This window comes from Catenulispora acidiphila DSM 44928, assembly GCF_000024025.1.
Lineage (GTDB): Bacteria > Actinomycetota > Actinomycetes > Streptomycetales > Catenulisporaceae > Catenulispora > Catenulispora acidiphila.
In genome coordinates, this window is sequence record NC_013131.1 from 901610 (window position 1) to 925257 (window position 23648).

A 23648-nucleotide genomic window follows, 5' to 3' on the forward strand; every position below is an offset into this window, starting at 1 on the left:
TCGCCTAGCCCTTGATATTCGGGTCGAACGTGAAGATGACCAGGGTGCCGAGCGCGATCGTCAGCACGGCCGCGGTGTACAGCAGCCCCTTGAGGATCGCGCGGGTGCGGTCCTTGTCGGCGTAGTCGTTGATGACGGTGCGCATGCCGTTGCTGCCGTGGATCATCGCCAGCCAGAGCTGGAGCAGGTCCCAGAACTGCCACCACGGGGAGGCCCAGCGGCCGGCCACGAAGGCGAAGCCGATCTTCTCCACGCCTCCGTCGGTGACCATCATGATGAACAGGTGGCCCAGGACCAGGAAGACCAGCAGGACCCCGGAGGCCCGCATGAACAGCCAGGAGTAGAGCTCGAAGTTGCCCCGGGTGACCTTGCCCGGGCCCTTGCGGCTGCGGTAGCGCTGGGAGCGGCCGGGGTTGCCGGTCCGCGGCGCCTCCAAAGAGACGTGTGTGCTCTGTGCCATTACCGGCTCACCACCCGAACCACTCGTGGAAGGTGTGCTGCATCATCGGCTCCAGGAAGCCGAGCATGAGCACCGCCCACAGACCGACGACGGCCCACAGCAGCTGGCGCTGGTACTTCGGGCCCTTGCTCCAGAAGTCGATCGCGATGATCCGCAGACCGTTGAAGGCGTGGAACATGACGGCGCCGACCAGGCCGACCTCGAGGAGGTTCACCACGGGGTTCTTGTACGTGCCGATGACCTGGTTGTACGTGTGCGGGCTGACGCGGACCAGGGCCGTGTCGAGCACGTGTGCGAACAGGAAGAAGAACACCAGGACGCCGGTCACGCGTTGCGCGACCCAGCTCCACATGCCTTCCCGGCCGCGGTAGAGGGTGCCCTTGGCGCCCTGAGCTCCGCTTGCCATGCCCAGCCTCTCAGGTGGTGAAGTAGCTGACGAGACGGCTACCGATACCGTGCGCATCGGTAGTGGCGTGCGGACAGGCTTCGGTGCCAGCGGTCATGTTAACGATCATCAAGCGGACAAAAGGGACTCGCAAGCCGAGTGTGACCAACCCCTCAGGGCTCGGACGCCGAATGGGTAGCGTCGGGCCTTGTGGGGGATTTGCCAACGGATGCGTTGACTTAAAAACGTCAGCGTATGGCCAGGTTGCGGCGCGGTAACGGCGGCGGCGCCGATGGGTATTGCGGAAACTAGAACACGTTATTACGGTGCCCCTACGCCGGTAGCTGACAACCCGTCAGGAATGTGCCCCGGGAGGCGCTCGCATGTCTGTCTCGACCCAGCCCGCGATCCCGGTCGACCGGGACTTCACCGATCCGGACCTCTACGAGGAGCGGATGCCCTTCGAGGAGTTCGCCGAGCTGCGGCGTACCGCCGGGCTGTGGTGGTGTGCCACGCCGGACTCCCAGCAGCCCTTCGGCGACGACGGGTACTGGGTCGCCTCGCGGCACGCCGACGTCAAGTACGTCTCCACCCACCCGGAGCTGTTCGCCTCCTCGCCGAACACCGCCCTGGTGCGCTTCGGACCCCGCGTGACGCGCGACGACCTCGACATGCAGAAGGTCATCATGCTGAACGCCGACGCCCCGGACCACACCAAGATGCGCAACATCGTGCAGCGCGGGTTCACCCCGCGCTCGATCAACGCGCTGGAGTCGGTGCTCAAGGACCGCACGCGGCGGATCGTCGCCGAGGCGGTGGAGCGCGGGAGCGGGAACTTCGTCACGGACCTGGCCAGCGAGCTGCCGCTGCAGGCGATCGCGGATCTGATCGGGGTCCCGCAACAGGACCGCTGGAAGCTGTTCGAGTGGTCGAACACGATGACCGGCTACGACGACCCGGATCTGAACGTCAGCGAGGAGGACGGCAAGAACGCCTCCATCGAGCTGCTGATGTACGCGATGGGGCTGGCGGCGCAGCGGCGCGAGCACCCCGAGGACGACATCGTCACCAAGCTCGTCCAGGCCGATCGCGGCGACGGGTTCGGCAAGCTCAACGACGACGAGTTCGGCTTCTTCGTGATGATGCTGGTGGTCGCCGGCAACGAGACGACACGCAACGCCATCACGCACGGGATGCGGGCGTTCTTCGACAACCCCGCGCAGTGGGAGCTCTATAAGAAGGAGCGGCCGAAGACCGCCGCGGACGAGATCGTCCGCTGGGCCACGCCGATCATCTCCTTCCAGCGCACCGCAGCGGAGGACACCGCGGTCGGCGAGGTCGAGGTCAAGGCCGGGCAGCGGGTGGTGATGCTGTACTCCTCCGCCAACTACGACGAGACCGTGATCGCCGAGCCGCACGCCTTCGACATCTCCCGCGACCCCAACCCGCACCTCGGGTTCGGCGGCGGCGGACCGCACTACTGCCTCGGCGCCAACCTGGCGAAGATGGAGATCAACCTGATGTTCGAGGCGCTGGCGGATCTGGCGCCGGGCATCTCACCGGACGGGGACGTGCGGCGGCTGCGGTCGGGGTGGATCAACGGGATCAAGGCCTTGCCGGTGCGGTATGCGTAGGCGGGCGTAGCGCGCGGCCGGGCGATTGGGGGTTCCGGGGGTCGCGACGTGCTGGTGGTATGGGTGGGTCGGAGGGTGACGCACGCCTCAGGCCGACCTGTTGGTGCCCTTAAGAGGTACCTAATACCCTGCGGTCAAGGAGGCCGCGTACCCTCGCCGCGAGCCCCGTAGCCTTAAGGAGCCCGAAGGTGTCATCGCTGAGCGAGTCCGGACTTCCGATCGAGCCCGTGTACGGTCCGTCCGCGCTGACCGGCTGGGACCCGGCCGCCAAGCTCGGGGAGCCCGGCGCCTTCCCGTTCACGCGCGGCGTCTATCCGACGATGTACACCGGCAAGCCGTGGACGATGCGGCAGTACGCCGGATTCGGGACCGCCGCGGAGTCCAACCGCCGCTACCACCAGCTGATCAACGCCGGGACCATGGGCCTGTCGGTGGCGTTCGACCTGCCCACGCAGATGGGCTACGACTCCGACGAGGCGATCGCGGCCGGCGAGGTCGGCAAGGTCGGCGTCGCGATCGACTCGGTCGAGGACATGCGCGTCCTGTTCGAGGGCATCCCGCTCGGCGAGGTCTCGACGTCGATGACGATCAACGCCCCCGGCTCGGTCCTGCTCCTGATGTACCAGCTCGTCGGCGAGGAGCAGGGCGTCTCCTCGGACCGGCTCACCGGCACGATCCAGAACGACATCCTGAAGGAGTACATCGCGCGCGGGACGTACATCTTCCCGCCGAAGCCCTCCCTCCGCCTGGTGTCGAACGTCTTCCAGTACTGCCACCGCGAAGTCCCGAAGTGGAACACCATCTCCATCAGCGGCTACCACATGGCCGAGGCCGGCGCGACGCCCGCCCAGGAGATCGCCTTCACCCTCGCCAACGGCATCGAATACGTCCGCGCCGCCATCGCCTCCGGCCTGGACGTCGACGACTTCGCCCCCCGCCTGTCCTTCTTCTTCGTCGCCCGCACCACCCTCCTGGAAGAGATTGCGAAGTTCCGCGCCGCCCGCCGCATCTGGGCCCGCGTGATGCGCGACGAATTCGGCGCCAAGAACCCCAAGTCCCTGATGCTCCGCTTCCACACCCAAACCGCCGGCGTCCAGCTCACCGCCCAGCAGCCGGAGGTCAACCTGGTCCGCGTGGCCCTCCAAGGCCTCGGCGCCGTCCTCGGCGGCACGCAATCCCTGCACACCAACTCCTTCGACGAGGCCATCGCCCTCCCCACCGAGAAGGCAGCCCGCCTCGCCCTGCGCACCCAGCAGGTCATCGCCTACGAATCCGACGTGACCAAAACCGTCGACCCCCTCGCAGGCTCCTACGCCATCGAAGCCCTGACCGACGAAGTAGAAACCGCCGCCCTGGAACTCATGGCCCGCGTCGAAGACTTCGGCGGCGCCGTAGCCGGCATCGAAGCAGGCTTCCAAAAGCAAGAGATCGAACGCTCCGCCTACCAGATCACCCAAGAGATCGACAGCGGCAAGCGCACCGTCGTAGGCGTGAACAAGTACACCATCGACACCGAAGAACCCTACGAACCCCTCCGCGTAGACCCCGCGATCGAAGCCCAGCAGGCCGACCGCCTGACAAAGCTGCGAGCCGACCGCGACAACAGCGCCGTGACGAAGGCACTGGACGCGATGAAGCGAGCCGCCGAGTCCGACACCGAGAACGTCCTGTACCCGATGCGCGAAGCCCTCGCCGCGCGCGCCACCGGCGGCGAGGTGAGCCACGCGCTGCGGGGGGTGTGGGGGACTTATGTGCCGGCGGATGCTTTTTAGTCACCCTTCGGGGTGACGAACAGCGGATAAGAGGCCAATCGGCACGATTTCGCGCCTTGGTTTGCTAAAGTGGGAAGCGCGGTGAGGGCCCCGTGTTCTCGGGAAGCCTAGCCAGCTTATAAGGGCCCCGGTCATCGACCGGGGCCTTTGTCCTTCGCGAGGTCAAACCTCGCGAGGCCCTTCGGGATCGATGTAATCCTCGTACCACGTCCAGCAGAACTCTCTGCCCGGCCGTCTGATCACCGATTGGTAGGCGGTGTAAGCCACGATGTCTGCGATCTGGATCCACTGGCTGTCGTAGGAGGGCTGGAAGAACGGGACCGCGATCAGTTGCTGTCCGCTGAGACCCAAGCTTCGGAACAGGCGTGTGTAGAAGCGGCAGGAACCGTCGCCCTCGCCATCGATGACCATGATCCCTTGGAGATCGCCGAGAAACAGCCTCCTGTCGACGCCGAGCACCAGTCGGCAGAAGGGGTCTGTCATGGGTTCGCCGAAGCCGGTTCGCCGGCGCGGGGAGGTCCGATGGACCGCCCCGATGCTGACGCCCGGCAGGTCGCTGATGAGCTTGAGGGCGGCGACGAAGATTTCCCGGCGCGCGGTCTTTGACTGGTTCATCTTGTTCTCTGTTGAGGGGTGGCCGCGACCGGCCAAGAAGTTCGTCGAGTGCAGCTCGAAGTCTGTTGGGATCTGGTAGGTCTCGAAGAGTTGTTGGCGGAAACGGAGCCAGACAGCCATCGCTTCTGGGGCTTGTGCGGTGTCGACTTCGATCCAGGAGTACACAGCGATGCCCTTGGTTGGATCACCCGAATCGTCGACGTAGTACATGCGGAAACTCATGCGACAGACGCTAAATGTGTTCGAATCACCCAAGTCCAGCCTTCCGGGCAGCCGCCACCCGAAGGTGTATTTCCTGTCACCCTCACCCCGCGTAGGTTTCCGCTACGGTCGGGCAACCCCTGCGGGGCGCCTTGTGCTCTAGGTAGGGCGGAAGGGGGTCGTGATGCGACGAAGACCGACCGTTGAGGCGGTGGCCGGGGCTGCTGTGGGGGATGCCGTGGTCGGGGGTGGCGTGCATGCGGATGCTGATGTCGATGCCGAGTTCCAGGCGTACATGGCGGCGCGGTGGCCGGTGTTGGTGCGGACGGCGTTTCTGCTGACGGGGGACCGGTTTTTGGCGGAGGACTTGGCGCAGACGGCTTTGACGCGGGTCTATGCGTCGTGGCGGCGGGTGCGGCGGGCTGATGACGTCGACGCTTATGTGCGGCGGGTGCTGGTCAATGCCAACTCGGGGCGGTTTCGCAAGCGGCGGGTCGTCGAGCATCTGGTGGCGGTGCCGCTGGATGGGCGGGGGCACGCGCCGCATGAGCCGCTCGCGCAGCGGTCCGCGCTGATGGCGGCGCTGGCCGAGTTGCCGGCGCGGCAGCGGGCGGTCGTGGTGCTGCGGTACTGGGAGGACCTGCCCGAGAAGGAGGTCGCCGCGGTGCTGGGGTGCTCGACCGGGACCGTGAAGAGCCAGGCCTCCAAGGCGCTGGCCCGGTTGCGGAACAGCGCGGTGCTCGTCGATCACGACTCCGTCCTGGCCGAACCCGGAAGGAAGGAACCGGAATGAGAGACGAATCAGAGCACGAAGAACTGCATGGCGACCCACACCCTGACCCGGACAGCGACCTGCACGGCGCGTTCGACGCCGAGCTCGCCACGCTGAGGATCGGCACCTCGCCGATCGCCGACGTCATGCGCGACGGCGCGATCCGCCGCACGAGGCGCCGCGTGGCAGTGAGCACCGGAGTCGCCGCGCTCGCGGTACTGCCGGTCGCCGCGGTCGCCATCTTCTCCGGCGGCGCTGGGGCGAAGGCGACGAAGCCGACGGCGATACGTCCCGCGTCGACATTGACCCCGACATCGACCTCGACCCCGACTGCCCAGAAGACGTCCGCCAACCCGCCGCCGATCGTCGCCCCCACGCCGTTGCCCGGGCCCGGGAAGCTGAACCCCGCGTTCCCGAACGACAGCATCGCGGTGCTGGCGAACGGCACGCAGGACGGCAAGCACTGGCGCCTGATCCGTGACCGCTACGTGGTCGCCGGTCCCGAGCCGGCGAACGTCATGGGCGACCCCAGTTCGCGCCCGCACCTGCCCTACGCACCCAACTGGGACAAGCCCGGAACCATCGAGTGCGACTTCACCGGCATCCAGTGGGGCGACGACGCACCGGGAGCCCGGCCCGCGTTCGGCGCGGGAGGCGGCTGCAATCCGACGGACGACGGCTCGATCATCAGGCTCATCGGACGGTTCGACGGCGGAGGCAACGTCGGCGACCCTGACTACCCGCTCTACACGGAGGGCCGCATCGACGGCACGAACGCGGCCTACATGACCGTCGACATCGACGGCTGGAGCTCCGGCAAGCAGCCGGTCATCCAGGTTCCGGGGGAGCAGAACGACTACTACGTCGTCATGGTGCCGACCGCGGTGGGGCAGCACTACAAGCTCATGACCACGACGGTGTACGACGCGCAGGGCCACTCTCTGGGCGCGCAGAAGACGCCAGGCCTGTTCGTCCCCGTCTCCGCCCCGAGCACCTTGAGCACTCCGGGCCCCGACACCAAGAAGTGATCTGACCGACCCATCCCCGACACACCCCAGCGCGGTCTCAGGCCAACTCGACTGACCTGAGACCGCACTACCATGGTCGCAGATCTGTGCAGGCGCAGGTCGATGTTCCACGACAAGCTCCACCATCGATCGGCGGCGTCAATGGGTGTCAGCATGGGCTTCGGCAAGTACGGCCGGCGCGTCGCCGCCAAGGCCAAGCGCGAGGTCACCGGCATGTTCCGGGCCAAGCCGTACGACCCCGGGCACCCGGCTCCGCCCGCCCGCGACGTCGCCCCCGCCGAAGGCGTCAGCGCCGCCGGGGAACCGGTCTGGTCGCCCAAATCCGGCGGCACGTGCGCCAGCAGCGACGTCGAAGGCCGCGTCCGCGTCTACGCCTCGGCGAACAGCGTGAACCGCGGCAGCGGCAGCGGCAACGGCATCGACTTCATGGTGTCGGTGAACCCGCCGCAGCCCTTCACCATCGAGGTGTTCCGGGTCGGCGCCGAGGATGTCAGTGTCCTGAAGACCGATGCGCTCGACGGCGTGACGCAGGAGTGGTCGGCGCTCGACCTGAGCACCCGCACCATCACCTGTTCCTGGACGCCGACGTGGCATCTGGACGTGCCCGCCGACTGGCGCAGCGGGATCCACGTCGCCAAGCTCCGCACCGCGGACGGTTTGCAGACGTGCGTCCCCTTTGTGGTCCGGGACGATGCAGGGGAGCACGACATCCTCGTCGCGCTGCCGTTCCCGACGTACCAGGCGTACAACGAGTACCCCAAAGACAAGAAGACCGGCGCGAGCCTGTACTACGCCTGGGAAGACGGCAAGATCTATACCGAGGGCAAGGCCGCGACGAAGGTCAGCTTCGACCGGCCGTACCATGTCACCGGGCTGCCGGCGAACTTCGATCTGGACACCGCCTTCGCCAAGTGGGTCGAGATCTGGGCCGCCGCGCACGGCAAGAGCGTCGGCTACGCGGACAGCGCGGATCTGCACGACGGGACCGTCGACCCGACGCGTCACAAAGCCCTGATCTTCCCCGGGCACGACGAGTACTGGTCGGCGCAGATGCGCGACGCGCTCGACAAGGCGCTCGCCAACGGCGCGCACGTCGCGTTCCTCGCCGCGAACAACGTGTATTGGCGCATCCGGCTGGAGGACGGCGGACGGACGGTCGTCTGCTACAAGAACCGCCCCGACCCCGGCGCGGCCTCGGCGAACGAGCGGACCGCGCAGTGGCGCCAGACCGGGCGTCCGGAGCAGGAGGTGCTCGGCGCGCAGTACGTGTCGACGCTGAAGGGCACCGCGCCGCTGGTCGTGGACAACGCCGGCCACTGGTTCTGGGAGGGCACCGGCGTGCGGAACGGGGAGCGGATCCCCGAGCTGCTGTGGGGCGAATGCGACCAGGTGCAGCCGTGGGTTCAGAGCCCTGACGGCTTCGAGATCCTCGCCGCCTCGCCGTACACCGGGCAGGGTCAGCCGCGGATGCAGCACAGCGTGCTGCACCGCACGCCGGCCGGCGGCCTGGTCTTCGACGGCGGGACCTTCCACTGGTCGAAAGGCTTGTCCACGCACGGGATCGCCGACTCGCGGATCCAGCGCGCGACGGCGAACCTGCTGTCGCGGATGCTGGAGCAGTAGCCGCCGCCGCGTTCGCTAGAGGCAGCGAATCAGAATCCTGTCATCGCGCCCGTCTGGTCCCGGCGCGAAGTCGATCGAGGGCTCCGGCACGCCGTCGAGCCCGCCGACATCCGTGCCGGACAACGAGGCCTTGGCCACGGCCGTCCGCATCTGGGGCGACCACAGGTCGTCGCGGAACAGCACCTTGCGATAGGCCGACGGATCGATGAGACCGGCATGCAGATCCAGGCTGGTCGCGAAGTCGGTCCCGGTCAGCGTCTCGACGAACGCGGCATCAGCGGCGAACCCGCCAGGCAGCCCATTGCCCGCGAACGGCCGATCCAGCGAGAGCGCACGAGCTCGCCGCACATCAGCGATCGGCCACGGATTCGCAGCGACATACGCGGCAAACGGAAGCACGACCAGCGTCGGAAAACCGGCCGCCAGCGGCCCGCGCACGACGAACGGCACATACGCACTCCGCCCCCGCAACGCCATGACCGAAAGCAGCGGCGCCTCGACAGTGAAGCGCGCGACATAAAGACCCGGCGGCCACGACTCGGGAATGTCGAGCAGCAGCGAAGGCTCCCAATCACACCAGGTGAGAGGCACACCGACATCGCCCGCCGGACCATCGACGCTGAGGAGATCACGCGACGGATGCCGCACGGTGCCGGGATCGGATGCCGCGCCGCCGCCGCGAACCGATTCGCAGGGGTTACCTGTGTGCTCGCCACTGCCGGAGCTACCGCCAGCCGGTAGCTCGCCGCCGCCTGCCGATCCAAATCTGTCGCCGCGCCAACCGCTGCCTGCCGACCCCGGTCTGTCGCCGCGCCAACCGCCGCCGAAGTTGCCGGTGTCGCCGCTGTCACCCGAGCCAGATCGGTCATCGCCGCCACCGCCAGCCGATCCAAATCCGTCGTCGCGCCAGCCACCGCCGCCTGAGCCTGATGCACCACCGCCGCGAGCCGCATCCGACCCACCATCGCCAGCCAACCCAGGCCCGTCGCCCCGCCAGCCGCCGCGAGCCAGCCACGCTTCGCCGCGACTACCCCCCAACCCCACGACGCGCACCCACGTCACCGCAGCGCCGTCCTGGTCCTCGCCCACGAAGCGCACCGCGGGCGTGGGTACCGGGGTGCCGATGCGGCGCACGGTGACGGAGCACGCGGCGGCGGTGGGGACCGAGACGCGGAATTCGATGGTGCCGCCGGCGGGGGCGCTGGGGGCGGAGGCGTAGGCCTGGATCGCTCGGCGGGTGCCGGGGTGCGGCAGGCGGGGGCTGGGGAGTCGGGCGGGCCTGCGGGTCTTCACAATCGGTCACCCTGACATGACCAGATCGGAGAAACGCGGTGCTACCCATGTGGGCCATGGGTCAATCCTCCTATCGGGTCAGAAAGTCGCGATCTTCTTCACCCGATCAGCGCATCATTTGACCGACTGGCCCCACAGTCGTGGGCCCCGGGCCTACCCTTGGCCAATGGACCTGGCTCATGAAGCGCCGGTCGCGAGCGACTCGGCCCCGGCACCAGCACCTGATTCCTCAGGTCAGCACCCGCATGTCCTCGATGTGGCGGGCCACCTCGTGCCCGAGCTGGTCCTCTTCCGGCGGGATCTGCACGCCAACCCCGAGCTGAGCCGTGCCGAGTTCCGGACCACCGCGGCCATCGCCGCCCGGCTGGAGCGCGCCGGGCTCGCCCCGCGGGTGCGCGGGGTCGGGACCGGGCTGGTCTGCGACATCGTGCCGGCCGGCGCCGAGAAGTTACCGTTCCTGGCCTTCCGGGCCGACATCGACGCGCTGCCGGTCGAGGAGAGCAACGAGCTGGACTTCCGCTCGCGCGTCCCCGGCGTCATGCACGCCTGCGGCCACGACGTCCACACCGCGGTGGTCCTGGGCGCCGGGCTGACGCTGGTGGAGATGGCCCGCGCCGGGATGCTGGCGCGCCCGGTCCGCCTGATCTTCCAGCCCGCCGAGGAGGTCATGCCCGGCGGCGCGCTGGACATGGTCGCCGAGGGCGCGCTGTACGGGGTCAGCAAGATCCTGTCCGTGCACTGCGACCCGAAGCTGGACGCCGGCCAGGTGGGCCTGCGCACGGGGGCGCTGACCGCGGCCTGCGACCTGGTCGCGCTGACCCTGGACGGCCCGGGCGGGCACACCTCCCGGCCGCACCTGACCGCCGACCTGGTCTACGCCCTGGCCTCGATCGTGGCCGAGGTGCCGGCGGCGCTGTCCCGGCGCATCGACCCGCGCGCCGGCCTGTCGCTGGTCTGGGGGCAGATCTCGGCCGGCAGCGCGCCGAACGCGATCCCGGGCACCGGCTCGGCCCGCGGCACCATCCGCACCCTGGACCAGGACGCCTGGAACCAGGCGCCGGACATCGTGCACGAACTCATCGACGCCATCGCCGCCAAGTTCGGCGTCAAGCACACCCTGGACTACGTGCAGGGCGTCCCGCCGGTGGTGAACGAGGCCGAGTCCGTCGCCCTGCTGCGCACCGCCGCCACCCGCGCCCTCGGCGCCGAGGCCGTGGTCAGCACCCCGCAGTCGCTCGGCGGCGAGGACTTCGCCTGGTACCTGCAGCGCGTTCCCGGCGCGATGGCGCGCCTCGGCGTGCGCACCCCCGGCGACAAAGCCGTGCGCGATCTGCACCAGGGCACGTTCGTCGCCGACGAGGGCGCGATCGCCGCCGGCATTCGGATGCTCGCCACCGCCGCGCTCTGCGACTGGATCGCTTGACGGACCAGAAGGCGCGGACGGACCAGACGGCGCGGACGCTCTGAGGCTCCGGTTCCGCCCCGAGCGAGCTCCGTCGAACCCCGCCGAACCCCCGCCGAACACCAGCAAGACACCGGCAAGACAGCGGCTCCACCGAACCTCAAAGCGCGCTCGGCGCGGTATAAGGCCCTGAACAGCATTCTGTTGGCCTCTTGGCTGCTCCTTTGCCCCTGTTCGCCGCTTAAGCGAGCTTCGTCGCCCCTTGGTGCGTGCGCCCCGTAATCCCCCGGCAGCGTCGTGCGATGTTGCCGAAAACGATCGCCTGTTCCGGGATCACAGGTGTATTGCGATGTGGCTCAGTAGGCGCTGAACTGACTGACCAATAGGTACGGCCTGCTTACGCTGTCTACCGTCGTCCACATCGTGGCTGTGTTTTCGAAAACTTCTGGAGGGGGAGCCGTGCGCACCACCAACATGACCAGGATCGCCGCCGCCGCTGCCGTGGTGGCCCTGGCCGCCGCGGGCTGCGGCTCGAAGTCGACGCCCGCCGCCTCGAGCTCGTCGAGCTCGACCGGCACGTCGTCTTCCTCGTCCGCGTCTTCCTCGTCGTCCACCTCGGGCTCGGCCTCGAACGCCAACTTCCTGGCGTGCATGGTCACCGACACCGGCGGTATCGACGACCGCTCCTTCAACGCCTCGGCCTGGCTGGGCATGCAGGACGCGCAGAAGGACGGCAAGGCGACCGTCAAGTACCTGCAGTCCTCCACCGAGAACGACTACGTGCCGAACATCACGCAGCTCGAGGGTCAGAACTGCAAGCTGATCGTGACCGTCGGCGGCCTGATGGCCGACGCCACCGACAGCCAGGCCGCGGCCAAGACCGGCCAGAACTTCGCGATCGTCGACAACGGCTCGGCGGACACCAAGACCAACAAGCCGATCGCGAACGTGCACGGCATGGAGTTCAACACCGCGCAGGGCGGGTTCCTGGCCGGCTACCTGGCCGCCGCGAGCTCCAAGTCCGGCGTCGTGGCGACCTGGGGCGGTCTGAACATCCCGCCGGTGACCATCTACATGGACGGGTTCTGGGAGGGCGTGCAGTACTACAACCACGCCAAGAGCAAGTCCGTGAAGGTCCTGGGCTGGGACGAGACCAACCCCAGCAGCGGCACCTTCTCGAACTCCTTCACGGACACCAACAAGGGCAAGTCCATCACCGACGGCTTCATCAACCAGGGCGCCGACATCGTCTTCCCGGTCGCCGGCGGCGCGGGCCGCGGCGCGACCGCCTCGGCCAAGGCCGGCAAGGCGAAGGTGATCTGGGTCGACAGCGACGGCTGCGTCTCGGACTCCGAGGACTGCTCGGTGTTCCTGGCCTCGGTCACCAAGGGCATCGAGACCGCGGTGAAGAAGGTCGTCGAGGACGCCGCCGCCGGCAACTTCAAGGGCGGCACGCAGGACGTCCTGGACCTGTCCAACGGCGGCACCGACCTGGTGTACGGCCAGCAGCTGGGCTCCTCGATCCCCTCGGACCTGCAGAGCCAGATCACCGCGCTGAAGGCGCAGATCACCGGCGGCACGATCAAGATCACCTCGCCGTCCCAGCCGAAGTAACACCCTTTCGAGAAGCGATTGACATCGATGCGACTGGAACTCCGTGGCATCACCAAGACGTTCGGGTCGGTGGCGGCGAACTCCGCCATCGACCTGACCGTCGAACCCGGTGAGATCCACTGCCTGCTCGGCGAGAACGGGGCCGGTAAGTCGACCCTGATGAACATCCTCTACGGTCTGCTGACCCCGGATTCCGGGGAGATCGTGGTGGACGGGGTGACCCACGAGTTCTCCTCGCCGGGTGATGCGATCAAGGCCGGGATCGGCATGGTGCACCAGCACTTCATGCTGGTCCCGGTGTTCACCGTGGCCGACAACCTGATGCTCGGCCACGAGGAGGCGCGCGGCGGCCCGCTGGGCTGGCTGGACCGGCGCCGGGCGCGCCAGGACGTCAAGGACGTCTCGGCGCGCTACGGCCTGCCGGTGGACCCCGACGCCCGGGTCGAGGACCTGCCGGTCGGCGTCCAGCAGCGCGTCGAGATCGTCAAGGCCCTGATGCGCGACGCCGAGGTGCTGATTCTCGACGAGCCGACCGCGGTGCTCACCCCGCAGGAGACCCAGGAGCTTTTCACAGTCATGCGCGGGCTGAAGGCGGCCGGCAAGTCCGTCGTCTTCATCACCCACAAGCTGAACGAGGTCCGGGCGATCGCCGACCGGATCACCGTCATCCGCCGCGGCACGGTGGTCGGCAGCCCCACACCCACCGCGACGGCGCGCGAGCTGGCCTCGCTCATGGTCGGCCGCGACGTGCGGCTGGTCGTGGAGAAGGAGCCGCGCGAGCCCGGCGAGGTCGCGCTGGACGTGCGGAACCTGACCGTGCGCGACGACCGCGGCTTCCTGGCCGTCGACGACGTCTCCTTCGCGCTGCACGCCGGGGAGATCCTCGGCGTGGCCGGCGTCCAGGGCAACGGCCAGACCGAACTGGTCGAGGCGATCACCGGCCTGCGCGCCGCGACCGGCTCCGCGGAGCTGTTCGGCGAGCAGCTGGTCGGCGCCTCGCCGCGCGCGGTCCTGCGCCAGGGCCTCGGGCACGTCCCGGAGGACCGGCAGCACGACGGCCTGGTCCCGGACTTCTCCATCGCCGAGAACCTGGTGCTGGACCAGTACGACCGCACGCCCTTCGGCGGCCTGCTCCGGCTGGACCTGGACGCGATCGAGAAGAACGGCGCCGAGCGGCTCGCCGAGTTCGACATCCGTGCTGAGTCCGAGCGGACGCCGGCCGGCGCGCTGTCCGGCGGCAACCAGCAGAAGGTGGTCGTGGCGCGGGCGCTGCAACGCGATCCCAGCCTGCTGATCGCCTCGCAGCCGACCCGCGGCGTGGACGTCGGCGCGATGGAGTTCATCCACAAGCGCATCGTCGAGCAGCGCGACGCCGGCAAGGCCGTGCTGATCGTGTCCACCGAACTGGACGAGATCACCGCGCTGGCCGATCGGATCGCGGTGATGTACCGGGGCCGGATCGTCGGGATCGTGCCGCCGGACACCTCGAACGAGGAGCTGGGCCTGCTGATGGCCGGCAGCTCGGCGGCCGAGGCCGAAGCGGCGGACGCCACGGTTCCGGCGGCGCGGGAGTCGCTGGACGACGAGCCGGTTGCCGAGCCCGCTGACGAGTCCACAGCCGAGTCGACTGCCACGTCAGATGCCGAGCCCGCAGCTGAGGAAACCACGTCTGCCGAAGAGAGCAGTGAGACCGCCGATGAGTGACCGCCTCAAGCGCATACTCACCGGGATCAGCTCGGCCAACACCGTCACGGTCACCGTGCTGGCCTTCGTGCTGTCCGTGGTGATCGGCGGGATCCTGATGATCCTGTCCGACCAGCACCTGCTGACCGAGTGGGGCTACTTCTTCCAGCATCCGACCGACGCCGTCAGCGATTCCTGGACCAAGGTCTCCGACGGCTACGTCGCGATGTTCCACGGCGCGGTCTTCGATCCGCACGCCAAGCAGGCGGTGCGTCCGCTGGAGAACACGATCGTGGACGCCACGCCGCTGGTGTTCGCCGGTCTCGCGGTCGCCCTGCCGTTCCGCGCGGGCCTGTTCAACATCGGCGGCCAGAGCCAGCTGATCATCGGCGCGGTCTGCGCCACCTGGGTCGGCTTCACCTTCTCGCTCCCGATGCCGCTGCACGTGCTGCTGGTGATCATCGCGGGCATCCTCGGCGGCGCCCTCGTCGGCGGTCTGACCGGTCTGCTCAAGGCCCGGTTCGGCGCGCACGAGGTGATCAGCTCGATCATGCTGAACAACATCGCGCTCGGCGTGCTGGCCTGGCTGATCAAGACCAAGGCCTTCCACGACCCGCACCGCCAGGACGCGATCAGCAAGCCGGTGAAGAACTCCGCGCTGCTGCCCGCGATCCAGGGCAGCAGCCCCGAGGTGAACCTGTCCACGGTGCTGGCGATCATCGCCGTGCTGGTGGTCTGGTGGCTGATGACGCGCTCCACGCTCGGTTTCCGGCTGCGCGCCCTGGGCTCGAACCCGGACGCCGCGCGCACCGCCGGGATCTCGGTCTCGCGCAACCAGGTCTACGCGATGCTGCTGGCCGGCGGTCTGATGGGCCTGGTGGCCGTGACGCAGATCAGCGGCACGCTGTCCGCCTCGCACGCGATGACCACCACCCTGGACAACGGCATCGGCTTCACCGGCATCACCGTGGCGCTGCTGGGCCGCGGCAAGCCGGTCGGCGTGGCGCTGGCCGCGCTGCTGTTCGGCGCGCTGGACGCCGGCGGTGTGGCCATGGAGGCCTCCACGACGCCGACCGTCCCGCACGACGTGGTCACCGTGGTGCAGGCGGTCATCGTGGTCTTCGTCGCCGCGCCGAAGCTGGTGCAGGAGATCTTCCGGCTGCGCGACGTCCGCCGCGACGGCGGCGGCGCCGCCCCGTCGGTCGCCCCCGCGACCGCCGTCGACTCCGCGGCGGAGGCGGTGTGATGCGCGCCTTCCCGATGAACGTTCCCGACCCGGCCTTGGCGGCCTCGAAGGTGGAGGTCCACTGACATGGCGGTAGCTACTGTCGCCCCCGCTCCGGCGGTGATAGCCGGCGGCGCCGAGGCGGACACCCGGCGGTACACCGCCGGCGTCACGCAGATCGTCATGGGCCTGGTGGTGCTGTTCGGCTTCGGCCTGGGCACCCGCACCGCGCACGGCGCGAGCACCACCTTCGGGATGACGCTGGTGTCCAAGCAGGGCACGCACGTCCCGGACTGGGTGTTCCCGGCCCGGCCGGCGATCGTGGCGCTGGCCGCCGTGGTCATCCTGATCGGCGTGGCGCGCCTGGCCGTGCGGCTGCCGCGGCGCTGGCGGCTGATCGGGACCTCCGTGGTCCTGTTCTGCTTCACCTTCGCCTTCATGGCGTGGAGCGCCGCGGACCCCAAGGGCGGCGAGCGTCTGGTCCTGCCCTCGGTCCTGGACTCCATGGTGATCGCGGCCGTGCCGCTGGTGCTCGGCGCCCTCGGCGGTGTCGTGGGCGAGCGCTCCGGCGTGGTCAACGTCGCGATCGAGGGCCAGCTGCTGTTCGGCGGCTTCATGACCGCGCTGGTCGGAACCGCCACGCACAGCCTGTGGATCGGCGTCATCGCCGGGGTGCTGGCCGGCGCGCTGATGGGTCTGCTGCTCGCGGTGCTGGCGATCCGCTACCTGATCGAGCAGGTCGTGCTCGGCGTGGTGCTGAACCTGCTGGCGCTGGGCGTCACCGGCTTCCTCTACAAGTCGCTGATGCAGACCAACCAGAACTCGTACAACAACCTGACCCCGTTCACCACGGTCCGGATCCCCGGCCTGGCCTCGATCTGGGTCGTCGGCCCGGTGCTGTTCGACCAGCCGCTGATCGTCTACATCACGGTGTTCCTGGTGGTGCTGGTGCACCTCGGCCTGTTCCACACGCGCTGGGGTCTGCGCACCCGGGCGGTCGGCGAGCACCCGGCCGCCGCCGACACCGTGGGCATCAAGGTGCTGCGGCTGCGCTACCGCAACGTCGCCCTCGGCGGCGCCTTCGCCGGCCTCGGCGGGGCGTGGCTGGTCGGCAACGTCGGCAACTTCACCGAGTCGATGACCAACGGCAAGGGCTTCATCGCGCTCGCCGCGGTGATCTTCGGCCGCTGGTCGCCGTTCGGCGCACTGGCCGCCGCGGCGCTGTTCGGCTTCACCGACGCGCTGGCGAGCCAGACCTCCTCGCTCCAGCTGCCGATCCCCTCGGACCTGTTGGGGACGCTGCCCTATGTGGCGACGCTGTTCGCGGTGGCCGGTCTGATCGGCCGCGTCCGGGCGCCCGCCGCCGACGGCAAGCCCTACGTCAAGGGCTAGACGAGAGCTAACCTGATCCGATGAGCACCGAGATCGACTGGGCCGCCCTGCGCACCGCCGCGCGAGAGGCGATGGCGCACGCGTACGTGCCGTACTCGACGTTCCCGGTGGGCGCGGCGGCGCTGGTCGACGACGGGCGGATCGTCAGCGGCTGCAATGTGGAGAACGCTTCCTACGGGCTGACGCTGTGCGCCGAGTGCGGGCTGGTGTCCGCGCTGCACGCCTCCGGCGGCGGGCGGCTGGTCGCCTTCGCCTGCGTCGACGGCGAAGGCGCGGCGCTGATGCCCTGCGGGCGGTGCCGCCAGCTGCTGTTCGAGTTCGGGGGCACGGATCTGCTCGTGGATCTGGGCCCTGATTCGGAGCCGTCGGCGACATCGCTGTCGGACCTCCTGCCCCGGGCCTTCGGTCCGGACAATCTCAGCAATCACAGCTAGGGACGCAACGCACATGGACGCCATCACCGTCATCCGCGCCAAGCGCGACCGCGCGGAGCTCACCGACGAGCAGATCGACTGGATCCTCGCCGCCTACACCGACGGCCGGGTGGCCGAGGAGCAGATGTCCGCGCTGGCGATGGCGATCCTGCTCAACGGCATGAACCGGCGCGAGATCTCACGCTGGACGCAGGCGATGATCGACTCCGGCGAGCGGATGGACTTCTCCGCGCTCACGCGCCCGACCGTGGACAAGCACTCCACCGGCGGCGTCGGCGACAAGATCACGCTGCCGCTGGCGCCGCTGGTGGCGGCGTGCGGCGCGGCGGTCCCGCAGCTGTCCGGCCGCGGTCTGGGCCACACCGGCGGCACGCTGGACAAGCTGGAGTCGATCCCGGGCTGGCGCGCCTCGCTGTCCACCGCCGAGATGCTCGCGATCCTGGCCGACGCCGGCGCCGTGGTCTGCGCGGCCGGCGACGGTCTGGCGCCGGCGGACAAGAAGCTCTACGCGCTGCGCGACGTCACCGGGACCGTCGAGGCGATCCCGCTGATCGCGTCCTCGATCATGTCCAAGAAGATCGCGGAGGGCACCGGCGCGCTGGTGCTGGACGTGAAGTGCGGCAGCGGCGCGTTCATGAAGGACTTCGCCGACGCCCGCGAACTGGCCGAGACCATGGTCGCCCTCGGCACCGACCACGGCGTCCGCACCACCGCGCTGATCACCGCGATGGACACCCCGCTGGGCCGCACCGCGGGCAACGCCCTGGAGGTGCGCGAGTCGGTCGAGGTGCTCTCCGGCGGCGGTCCGGCCGACATCAGGGAGCTGACACTCGCGCTCGCCCGCGAGATGCTCGACGCCGCCGGCCTGGCCGGCGTGGACCCGGCGGCCAAGCTCGACGACGGCTCGGCGCTGGACGCCTGGAAGCGCATGATCCGCGCCCAGGGCGGCGATCCCGACGCCCCGCTGCCGACGGCGAAGGAGACCCACGTGGTCGCCGCCGACCGCGACGGCGTCCTGGTCGCCATGGACTCCTTCAAGGTCGGCGTGGCCGCCTGGCGCCTCGGCGCGGGCCGGGCGCGCAAGGAGGACGCGGTGCAGGCCGGCGCCGGCGTGGAGTGGCACGCGGTCCCCGGCGACACCGTGCGCGCCGGACAGCCGCTGTTCACCCTGCACACCGACACCCCGGAGACCTTCGACACCGCGCTGGAAAGCCTGGCCGGCGCCTGCGACATCGCCGCGCCGGGGACGGAGTTCACCCGGTCGCCGCTTGTCCTGGACCGCGTCGCCGCCTCGAACCGGTAGGGCCCGGACCCGCAGCGAGAGCTGCGGGTCTCATCCGGCGGGACGCCTGGCCGAGAACCTCAGCAGGCGCCCTTGTAAGCACACAGCAGCGATACCATCGCCTCCAGCGTCGCCTTGTCCTGGCTCGTGCTCTTCTGCGAGGCCGTGGCGTCGTCGATCGTGATGACCACGGAGCCGATGACCGCACCGCGCTGGACGAAGTATTCGTGGAGGACGCTCCCGTCGGTACCGGTCAGCAGCAAGGCGGTGCCGCCTGTCGTCGAAGCAGTGGTCTGCGACTTGGCCAAGCCGGTTTTCGCGACGCCGTGAGCCACGCCTCGGCGACCACCTTCGAGGTGTTTGGCGCCGGACCCGGTTGCCGCCGGGGCGGTCTCGGATCGATAACCGCCGGATCGATGCGCCTCTTGGTGGCGAAAGCCGACATTCCCACCGGCTAGGCTTCGCTGATGGACGAAGAGCTGATTCGCAGGGCTCCGAAAGCCCTGCTGCACGACCACCTCGACGGTGGTCTGCGCCCCCAGACGGTCATCGAGTTGGCCGACGAGTACGGGTACGCCAACCTGCCGCAGTACGACGGCACCGCGGACGGTCTCGGCCGGTGGTTCGCCGAGGCGGCGGACTCCGGGTCGCTGCCCCGCTATCTGGAGACCTTCGAGCACACGGTCGGGGTGATGCAGCACGCCGACGCGCTGTTCCGGGTCGCCGCCGAGTGTGCCGAGGACCTCGCGGCGGACGGCGTGGTCTACGCCGAGTCGCGGTACGCGCCCGAGCAGCACCTGGAAGCCGGGCTCAGTCTCGACGAGGTGGTCGAGGCCGTGGACGCCGGCTTCCGCGAAGGGGAGCGGCGCGCTGCCGCCGCCGGGAACCGGATCCAGGTCGGGACGCTGCTGACCGCGATGCGGCACGCGGCGCGCTCCTCGGAGATCGCCGAACTCGCGGTGCGGCACCGGGACCGGGGTGTGTCAGGGTTCGACATCGCCGGCGCCGAGGCGGGGTATCCGCCCACCCGGCATCTGGACGCCTTCGAGTACCTGCGCCGGGAGAACTTCCACTTCACGATCCACGCCGGCGAGGCCTTCGGGCTGCCCTCGATCTGGGAGGCGCTGCAGTGGTGCGGCGCGGACCGGCTCGGGCACGGCAACACCATCATGGACGACATCCTGGTGGACGCCGACGGCAAGGCGACGCTCGGACGGCTCGCGGCGTACGTGCGGGACAAGCGGATCCCGCTGGAGATGTGCCCGACCTCGAACCTGCAGACCGGGGCGGCGCGCTCCTACGAGTCGCACCCGATCGGGCTGCTGCGCGAATTGCACTTTCGGGTGACGGTGAACACCGACAACCGGCTGATGAGTTCGACGTCGATGACGCGCGAGTTCACCGAACTGCACAAGGCCCACGGCTACACGCTGGAGGACATGCAGTGGTTTACGATAAACGCTCTGAAGTCCGCGTTCCTGGCCTTTGACCAGCGCTTGGAGCTGATCAACGAGCACGTGAAGCCGGCCTACGAGCGGCTTCGCGCCGAGGCGTCCCCGCCGCCGGCGTAAGGGGAATCGGCGGGGCGCGAGGGCTTGTCCGGCGTTCTGTTAGGAGCCCGGGGAACTCACCTTTTCGGCGGAGGTGGTGTTGGAGCCGCCGGAGCATTGTCGGTACCTTGCGTATTCGCCGCGTCGCACACCGCGATCGTGGTCCCCTATGCAATCCGCGAGGTATCACCGATGTCGAAGCTCACCCCCAGCGCGCTCCGCGGTCTGAGCGTCGCCGCCGGCACCGTCGGTCTGGCCGCCGTCGGGGCGGCGGCCATGGCCGGCCAGGCGAGCGCCGCCATCGGCACGCCGGATCTGGCCGGCAACGGCCTGCCGGTGTCCACCAACGCCGTGCCCGCGGTGCTCGGCGCCGTGGCCCACAACAACGGCGCCGTCGCGGGCATCCCGTTGTCCGGCTTCCCGGTGCTCGGCCAGCTCCCGGGGATGTTCGAGGACGCCTCGCCGACCCCGGACGCGCTGCCCGGTCTGGGCTACGCGGACCTCGGCGAGCTGCCGCTGCGCCGCAGCCGCCCGATGCCCGGCACCGAGGGCCTGCGGACGCCCTACGTCCCGCAGCACGCCGCTCCGTCGGCCGCCGCGGCTCCGGCCGCGCCGTACTTCCCGCCGGCCGCCGCGCCGATGCCGCAGGCCCCGGCCGCCCCGGCCGCGCAGACCGGTCCGCTGGACAACGTGACCAACGCCCTGCACGGCCTCCCGCTCGTCGGCGGCCTGGCCGGCAATCTGCCGCTGGCCGGCGGTCTGGGCGGACTGGCGGGCCTGGGCGGCTGACCCACCCGCGGTTCCGTCGCGGATGACCGGGTCGCACGGGTCGAATCAAAATCAGCACCCTGCGACACACCGCGACACCCACCACGCACCACGCACCACCCGGCGCTAACCCGCCGCGGCACAGACTTTCCCACCCCGAACCCGGGCCGACGGCAGTGCAGACTCCCTCGGCCCGGATGCCACCCGTGCGATCAGGGCACGGACACAACCCGGCGGGAAGCCGGTTCAGATAGGTGATTCTTTCCGGCGGCCGCGCCGATCCCTGCGAAGGGGTCGCGCGGCCGTCGCGTCGTTCAGCCGACGGTGTCGACCTTGGCGGTCGGCGTGCTGGAGGGCTTGGCCGCCGCGGCGCTGCCCGCGTTGGGGACGACCACCCCGTCCTTGCAGTCCTGCCAGCCGGTGTCCTCGTTGGTGCTCGGGTCGAAGAGCCGGTTGCTCGGGTTGTGGCCGTCGGGGTGCTGGAGCCACCACTGGTCGAAGGTGCAGTTGATCTGCAGCTGGGCCAGCGCGCTGAGCCGGGTCGGGCTGTACACGAAGTACATGTGCGCCTGATTGGTCGGCTTCAGGGTGATGCCCGAGGGGACGAAGGTCGTGTACTGGTTGAGCTGTTCGTCGCTGGAGAGCTGGGCGAGCTCGTTCGGCAGGTCCATGGCGCTGGGCTGCTTGGCGACCGGCCGGCTGATCATCGTCCCGGGGCCCTTGTAGACCGAGAACAGGAACACCGACACCGTATACGGGTACTGAGACGGCGAGACCGACTGCGGGACGCTCGTCGCGGGCTCCCCGAACGGCTCGGTCTGCGCGATGTTCACGCCGGTGGACTGCACCCCGCAGCCGCCGGCGGTCAGCACGACCGCCGCCGCGGCGGCCGTCAGGGCCGCGATCTTCTTCCCCCGCCTCATTCCTGCGCCTCCTGGGCCGGGATGGTCGCCTGCAGCGGCAGCCGCAAGGTGAAGACGGCGCCGCCGTCGGGATGGTTGCCGCCGGCCAGCTCGCCGCCGTGGATGTGCGCGTTCTCGTAGGCGATCGACAGTCCCAGGCCGCTGCCCTCGGAGCGGACGCGGGCCTTGTCGGCCTTGTAGAAGCGCTCGAAGATGTGCTCCAGGGCGTCCGGGGGGATGCCCGGTCCGTGGTCGCGCACCTGCAGGACCAGGTTCGGCCCGAAGGCGCCGATGGACAGCTCCACGGGTCCCTCCCCGCCGTGCTTGATCGCGTTGCCGACCATGTTCGCCACGATCACGTCGATCCGGCGCTGGTCCACGGTGACGGCCAGGCTCGGCGGCACGTTCAGGGTGACGCGCCCGGTCCAGCCGCGCGCGTCCAGGCAGCCGTGCACGAGCGCCACCAGGTCGACGTCCTCGCGCCGCAGCTGCGCGGTGCCGGCGTCGAAGCGGGACACCTCCATCAGGTCCTCGACGAGCCGGGCGAGCCGGCGGGTCTCGGTGACGATGAGCTGCGCGGCCGGCGCGCTCTCGTCGCCGACGTCGGTGGCCTCCTCGAGCATGTCGCTCACGGCGGTCATCGCGGTCAGCGGCGTGCGCAGCTCGTGCGAGACGTCGGCGACGAACCGCCGCGAGGCCGCCTCCAGCGAGCGCAGTTCGGCGATGGAGCGCTCCAGGGCCTCGGCGGTCTCGTTGAAGGTGCGCGAGACGTCGGCGACCTCGTCGTTACCCTTCACCTCCACCCGGGTGTCCAGCTTGCCGGCGCCGAGGCGCCGCGCGGCGATCCCCAGGCGCCGCAAGGGAAGCAGGACGCCGCGGGAGGCGAGCAGGCCGAGCAGCAGCGATATCGCTATCGCGATCGCGGCGGCGATGGCGGAGTTCTGGGCGAGCCGGTTGAGGTCCTCCTGCTGCGACTCCAGGCTGACGAAGTTGTAGACCTCGATCCCGTTCGGCTGCACGGAGCTGCCGACGATCAGGTACGGCTGGTTGCCCACGCGGGTCCGCTGCCAGGCTATGTTCTTCTGCGCCGCGACGCGGAGCTTGGGCGGGATCGAGTTGTAGCTGAGGTAGTTCTCGGTCGTGCCGTAGTTCATCCCGGTGCGGTACAGCACCCAGTCGGTGCCGCTGGCGGCCAGGAGTTTGAAGCCGATCGTGCTCAGGTCGACCGGGGTCGTCGAGGGCCGCGCCTCCTGCAGCGATTCCCGGGTTTGGGCGACCGCGGCCTTGAACTGCTGCACCGAGCTCTGGTTGACGCGGTTCATCAGGGACTGCCGGGTCAGCACGTAGGAGACCCCGGTCACCGCCGCCGACGTCATCAGCGCCACCGCCGCGAACGCCGCCAGCAGCCGCATCCGCAGCCCGGTCAGCCGCAGCGGCCGCTTGTGCCTGCGGCGCTCTTGGTCCGCGCGCCGGGGCAGCTCCTGCACCTTCGGTGCTTTCGCGAGCTTGGCGCTCTTCGGTCTCTCCCTAAGCACGGTGCGCCCTCAGGCTTTCGTCGCTGTGCGCGTACAAAGCAGTGCTCTGTGTGATCGCTTCGGTGTCTCTGTCCGCGG

At 69.4% G+C, this 23648-nt stretch carries 22 protein-coding genes; 14 read left to right on the forward strand and 8 right to left on the reverse strand.

What is annotated here, in order from left to right; genetic code table 11:
• Nucleotides 1-4 precede the first annotated feature (4 nt).
• Nucleotides 5-460 (reverse strand): succinate dehydrogenase hydrophobic membrane anchor subunit, encoded by a 456-nt coding sequence (locus CACI_RS03810; protein WP_012785001.1) that lies wholly within the window; start codon nucleotides 458-460, stop codon nucleotides 5-7.
• A 7-nt stretch (nucleotides 461-467) separates the two neighbouring features.
• Nucleotides 468-866 carry a succinate dehydrogenase, cytochrome b556 subunit gene (gene sdhC, locus CACI_RS03815; protein WP_012785002.1) on the reverse strand — a complete coding sequence of 133 codons (399 nt, stop codon included), beginning with the start codon at nucleotides 864-866 and terminating at the stop codon, nucleotides 468-470.
• 362 nt (nucleotides 867-1228) lie between these two features.
• Here sdhC and CACI_RS03820 point away from each other — a divergent pair, with 362 nt between their 5' ends.
• Both CACI_RS03820 and CACI_RS03825 read left to right on the forward strand, forming a co-directional pair.
• Nucleotides 1229-2479, forward strand: coding sequence for a cytochrome P450 (locus CACI_RS03820; protein WP_012785003.1), 1251 nt, complete (start codon nucleotides 1229-1231; stop codon nucleotides 2477-2479).
• A gap of 188 nt (nucleotides 2480-2667) precedes the next feature.
• Nucleotides 2668-4251, forward strand: coding sequence for an acyl-CoA mutase large subunit family protein (locus CACI_RS03825; RefSeq protein ID WP_012785004.1), 1584 nt, complete (start codon nucleotides 2668-2670; stop codon nucleotides 4249-4251).
• Nucleotides 4252-4413: 162 nt separating this feature from the next.
• On the opposite strand, the gene CACI_RS03830 is transcribed toward CACI_RS03825, so the two are convergent.
• Complete coding sequence (locus CACI_RS03830) at nucleotides 4414-5088, reverse strand: DUF3800 domain-containing protein (RefSeq protein WP_041540032.1); 675 nt, start codon at nucleotides 5086-5088, stop codon at nucleotides 4414-4416.
• A 163-nt stretch (nucleotides 5089-5251) separates the two neighbouring features.
• Here CACI_RS03830 and CACI_RS03835 point away from each other — a divergent pair, with 163 nt between their 5' ends.
• The 3 genes from CACI_RS03835 (at nucleotide 5252) to CACI_RS03845 (ending at nucleotide 8490) form a co-directional block, all read left to right on the forward strand.
• Nucleotides 5252-5860, forward strand: a complete 609-nt coding sequence (locus CACI_RS03835) for a SigE family RNA polymerase sigma factor (RefSeq protein ID WP_012785006.1) — start codon at nucleotides 5252-5254, stop codon at nucleotides 5858-5860.
• Entirely contained in the window at nucleotides 5857-6867 is a 1011-nt protein-coding gene (locus tag CACI_RS03840) for a hypothetical protein (RefSeq protein ID WP_012785007.1), read from the forward strand. The genes CACI_RS03835 and CACI_RS03840 overlap by 4 nt, the downstream gene beginning before the upstream one ends.
• Before the next feature lie 102 nt (nucleotides 6868-6969).
• Nucleotides 6970-8490 carry a N,N-dimethylformamidase beta subunit family domain-containing protein gene (locus CACI_RS03845; RefSeq protein WP_012785008.1) on the forward strand — a complete coding sequence of 507 codons (1521 nt, stop codon included), beginning with the start codon at nucleotides 6970-6972 and terminating at the stop codon, nucleotides 8488-8490.
• 15 nt (nucleotides 8491-8505) lie between these two features.
• Here the strand turns inward: CACI_RS03845 and CACI_RS49550 are convergent, their stop codons facing one another.
• On the reverse strand, nucleotides 8506-9783 hold the full coding sequence (locus CACI_RS49550) for a N,N-dimethylformamidase beta subunit family domain-containing protein (RefSeq protein WP_143765140.1): 1278 nt from the start codon (nucleotides 9781-9783) through the stop codon (nucleotides 8506-8508).
• 166 nt (nucleotides 9784-9949) lie between these two features.
• Here CACI_RS49550 and CACI_RS03855 point away from each other — a divergent pair, with 166 nt between their 5' ends.
• The gene (locus CACI_RS03855) at nucleotides 9950-11206 is read left to right on the forward strand and encodes an amidohydrolase (protein WP_012785011.1); all 1257 of its coding nucleotides are present in this window, start codon (nucleotides 9950-9952) and stop codon (nucleotides 11204-11206) included.
• 335 nt (nucleotides 11207-11541) lie between these two features.
• On the opposite strand, the gene CACI_RS52010 is transcribed toward CACI_RS03855, so the two are convergent.
• A complete protein-coding gene (locus tag CACI_RS52010; protein ID WP_223297447.1) occupies nucleotides 11542-11844 on the reverse strand; it encodes a hypothetical protein in 303 nt (100 codons plus the stop codon).
• Between CACI_RS52010 and CACI_RS03860 the strand changes: the two genes are divergently transcribed.
• From CACI_RS03860 to CACI_RS03885, 6 genes are all read left to right on the forward strand, one after another.
• Nucleotides 11837-12799 carry a BMP family lipoprotein gene (locus tag CACI_RS03860; RefSeq protein ID WP_223297448.1) on the forward strand — a complete coding sequence of 321 codons (963 nt, stop codon included), beginning with the start codon at nucleotides 11837-11839 and terminating at the stop codon, nucleotides 12797-12799. The two genes, CACI_RS52010 and CACI_RS03860, sit on opposite strands and share 8 nt — an antisense overlap.
• Nucleotides 12800-12826: 27 nt before the next feature.
• On the forward strand, nucleotides 12827-14503 hold the full coding sequence (locus CACI_RS03865; protein ID WP_012785013.1) for an ABC transporter ATP-binding protein: 1677 nt from the start codon (nucleotides 12827-12829) through the stop codon (nucleotides 14501-14503).
• Nucleotides 14496-15728 carry an ABC transporter permease gene (locus CACI_RS03870; protein ID WP_012785014.1) on the forward strand — a complete coding sequence of 411 codons (1233 nt, stop codon included), beginning with the start codon at nucleotides 14496-14498 and terminating at the stop codon, nucleotides 15726-15728. The genes CACI_RS03865 and CACI_RS03870 overlap by 8 nt, the downstream gene beginning before the upstream one ends.
• 66 nt (nucleotides 15729-15794) lie before the next feature.
• A complete protein-coding gene (locus CACI_RS03875; protein WP_012785015.1) occupies nucleotides 15795-17099 on the forward strand; it encodes an ABC transporter permease in 1305 nt (434 codons plus the stop codon).
• 20 nt (nucleotides 17100-17119) lie between these two features.
• Nucleotides 17120-17533, forward strand: coding sequence for a cytidine deaminase (locus tag CACI_RS03880; RefSeq protein ID WP_012785016.1), 414 nt, complete (start codon nucleotides 17120-17122; stop codon nucleotides 17531-17533).
• Nucleotides 17534-17546: 13 nt separating this feature from the next.
• Nucleotides 17547-18836: a thymidine phosphorylase gene (locus CACI_RS03885; protein WP_012785017.1), complete on the forward strand. Its 1290-nt coding sequence runs from the start codon at nucleotides 17547-17549 to the stop codon at nucleotides 18834-18836.
• A gap of 59 nt (nucleotides 18837-18895) precedes the next feature.
• On the opposite strand, the gene CACI_RS03890 is transcribed toward CACI_RS03885, so the two are convergent.
• Nucleotides 18896-19150, reverse strand: coding sequence for a hypothetical protein (locus CACI_RS03890; protein ID WP_012785018.1), 255 nt, complete (start codon nucleotides 19148-19150; stop codon nucleotides 18896-18898).
• 132 nt (nucleotides 19151-19282) lie between these two features.
• Between CACI_RS03890 and CACI_RS03895 the strand changes: the two genes are divergently transcribed.
• Nucleotides 19283-20386, forward strand: a complete 1104-nt coding sequence (locus CACI_RS03895) for an adenosine deaminase (RefSeq protein ID WP_012785019.1) — start codon at nucleotides 19283-19285, stop codon at nucleotides 20384-20386.
• A 171-nt stretch (nucleotides 20387-20557) separates the two neighbouring features.
• Nucleotides 20558-21154 carry a hypothetical protein gene (locus CACI_RS03900; RefSeq protein WP_012785020.1) on the forward strand — a complete coding sequence of 199 codons (597 nt, stop codon included), beginning with the start codon at nucleotides 20558-20560 and terminating at the stop codon, nucleotides 21152-21154.
• A 293-nt stretch (nucleotides 21155-21447) separates the two neighbouring features.
• Here CACI_RS03900 and CACI_RS03905 read toward each other — a convergent pair whose 3' ends face one another.
• Both CACI_RS03905 and CACI_RS03910 read right to left on the reverse strand, forming a co-directional pair.
• On the reverse strand, nucleotides 21448-22056 hold the full coding sequence (locus CACI_RS03905) for a hypothetical protein (RefSeq protein ID WP_012785021.1): 609 nt from the start codon (nucleotides 22054-22056) through the stop codon (nucleotides 21448-21450).
• The gene (locus tag CACI_RS03910; protein WP_012785022.1) at nucleotides 22053-23570 is read right to left on the reverse strand and encodes a sensor histidine kinase; all 1518 of its coding nucleotides are present in this window, start codon (nucleotides 23568-23570) and stop codon (nucleotides 22053-22055) included. Before CACI_RS03910 ends, CACI_RS03905 begins: the two co-directional genes overlap by 4 nt.
• Nucleotides 23571-23648: the final 78 nt, after the last annotated feature.

Bases quoted from the DNA above. Each gene is read 5' to 3' on its own strand.
- CACI_RS03900 (WP_012785020.1), top strand. From the start codon at position 20,558: ATGTCGAAGCTCACCCCCAGCGCGCTCCGCGGTCTGAGCGTCGCCGCC.
- sdhC (WP_012785002.1), bottom strand. From the start codon at position 866: ATGGCAAGCGGAGCTCAGGGCGCCAAGGGCACCCTCTACCGCGGCCGG.
- CACI_RS03880 (WP_012785016.1), top strand. From the start codon at position 17,120: ATGAGCACCGAGATCGACTGGGCCGCCCTGCGCACCGCCGCGCGAGAG.
- CACI_RS03905 (WP_012785021.1), bottom strand. From the start codon at position 22,056: ATGAGGCGGGGGAAGAAGATCGCGGCCCTGACGGCCGCCGCGGCGGCG.
- CACI_RS03895 (WP_012785019.1), top strand. From the start codon at position 19,283: ATGGACGAAGAGCTGATTCGCAGGGCTCCGAAAGCCCTGCTGCACGAC.
- CACI_RS03830 (WP_041540032.1), bottom strand. From the start codon at position 5,088: ATGAGTTTCCGCATGTACTACGTCGACGATTCGGGTGATCCAACCAAG.
- CACI_RS03840 (WP_012785007.1), top strand. From the start codon at position 5,857: ATGAGAGACGAATCAGAGCACGAAGAACTGCATGGCGACCCACACCCT.
- CACI_RS03820 (WP_012785003.1), top strand. From the start codon at position 1,229: ATGTCTGTCTCGACCCAGCCCGCGATCCCGGTCGACCGGGACTTCACC.
- CACI_RS03835 (WP_012785006.1), top strand. From the start codon at position 5,252: ATGCGACGAAGACCGACCGTTGAGGCGGTGGCCGGGGCTGCTGTGGGG.
- CACI_RS03810 (WP_012785001.1), bottom strand. From the start codon at position 460: ATGGCACAGAGCACACACGTCTCTTTGGAGGCGCCGCGGACCGGCAAC.
- CACI_RS03860 (WP_223297448.1), top strand. From the start codon at position 11,837: ATGGTCACCGACACCGGCGGTATCGACGACCGCTCCTTCAACGCCTCG.
- CACI_RS03875 (WP_012785015.1), top strand. From the start codon at position 15,795: ATGGCGGTAGCTACTGTCGCCCCCGCTCCGGCGGTGATAGCCGGCGGC.
- CACI_RS03870 (WP_012785014.1), top strand. From the start codon at position 14,496: ATGAGTGACCGCCTCAAGCGCATACTCACCGGGATCAGCTCGGCCAAC.
- CACI_RS03845 (WP_012785008.1), top strand. From the start codon at position 6,970: ATGTTCCACGACAAGCTCCACCATCGATCGGCGGCGTCAATGGGTGTC.
- CACI_RS03885 (WP_012785017.1), top strand. From the start codon at position 17,547: ATGGACGCCATCACCGTCATCCGCGCCAAGCGCGACCGCGCGGAGCTC.
- CACI_RS03855 (WP_012785011.1), top strand. From the start codon at position 9,950: ATGGACCTGGCTCATGAAGCGCCGGTCGCGAGCGACTCGGCCCCGGCA.
- CACI_RS03865 (WP_012785013.1), top strand. From the start codon at position 12,827: ATGCGACTGGAACTCCGTGGCATCACCAAGACGTTCGGGTCGGTGGCG.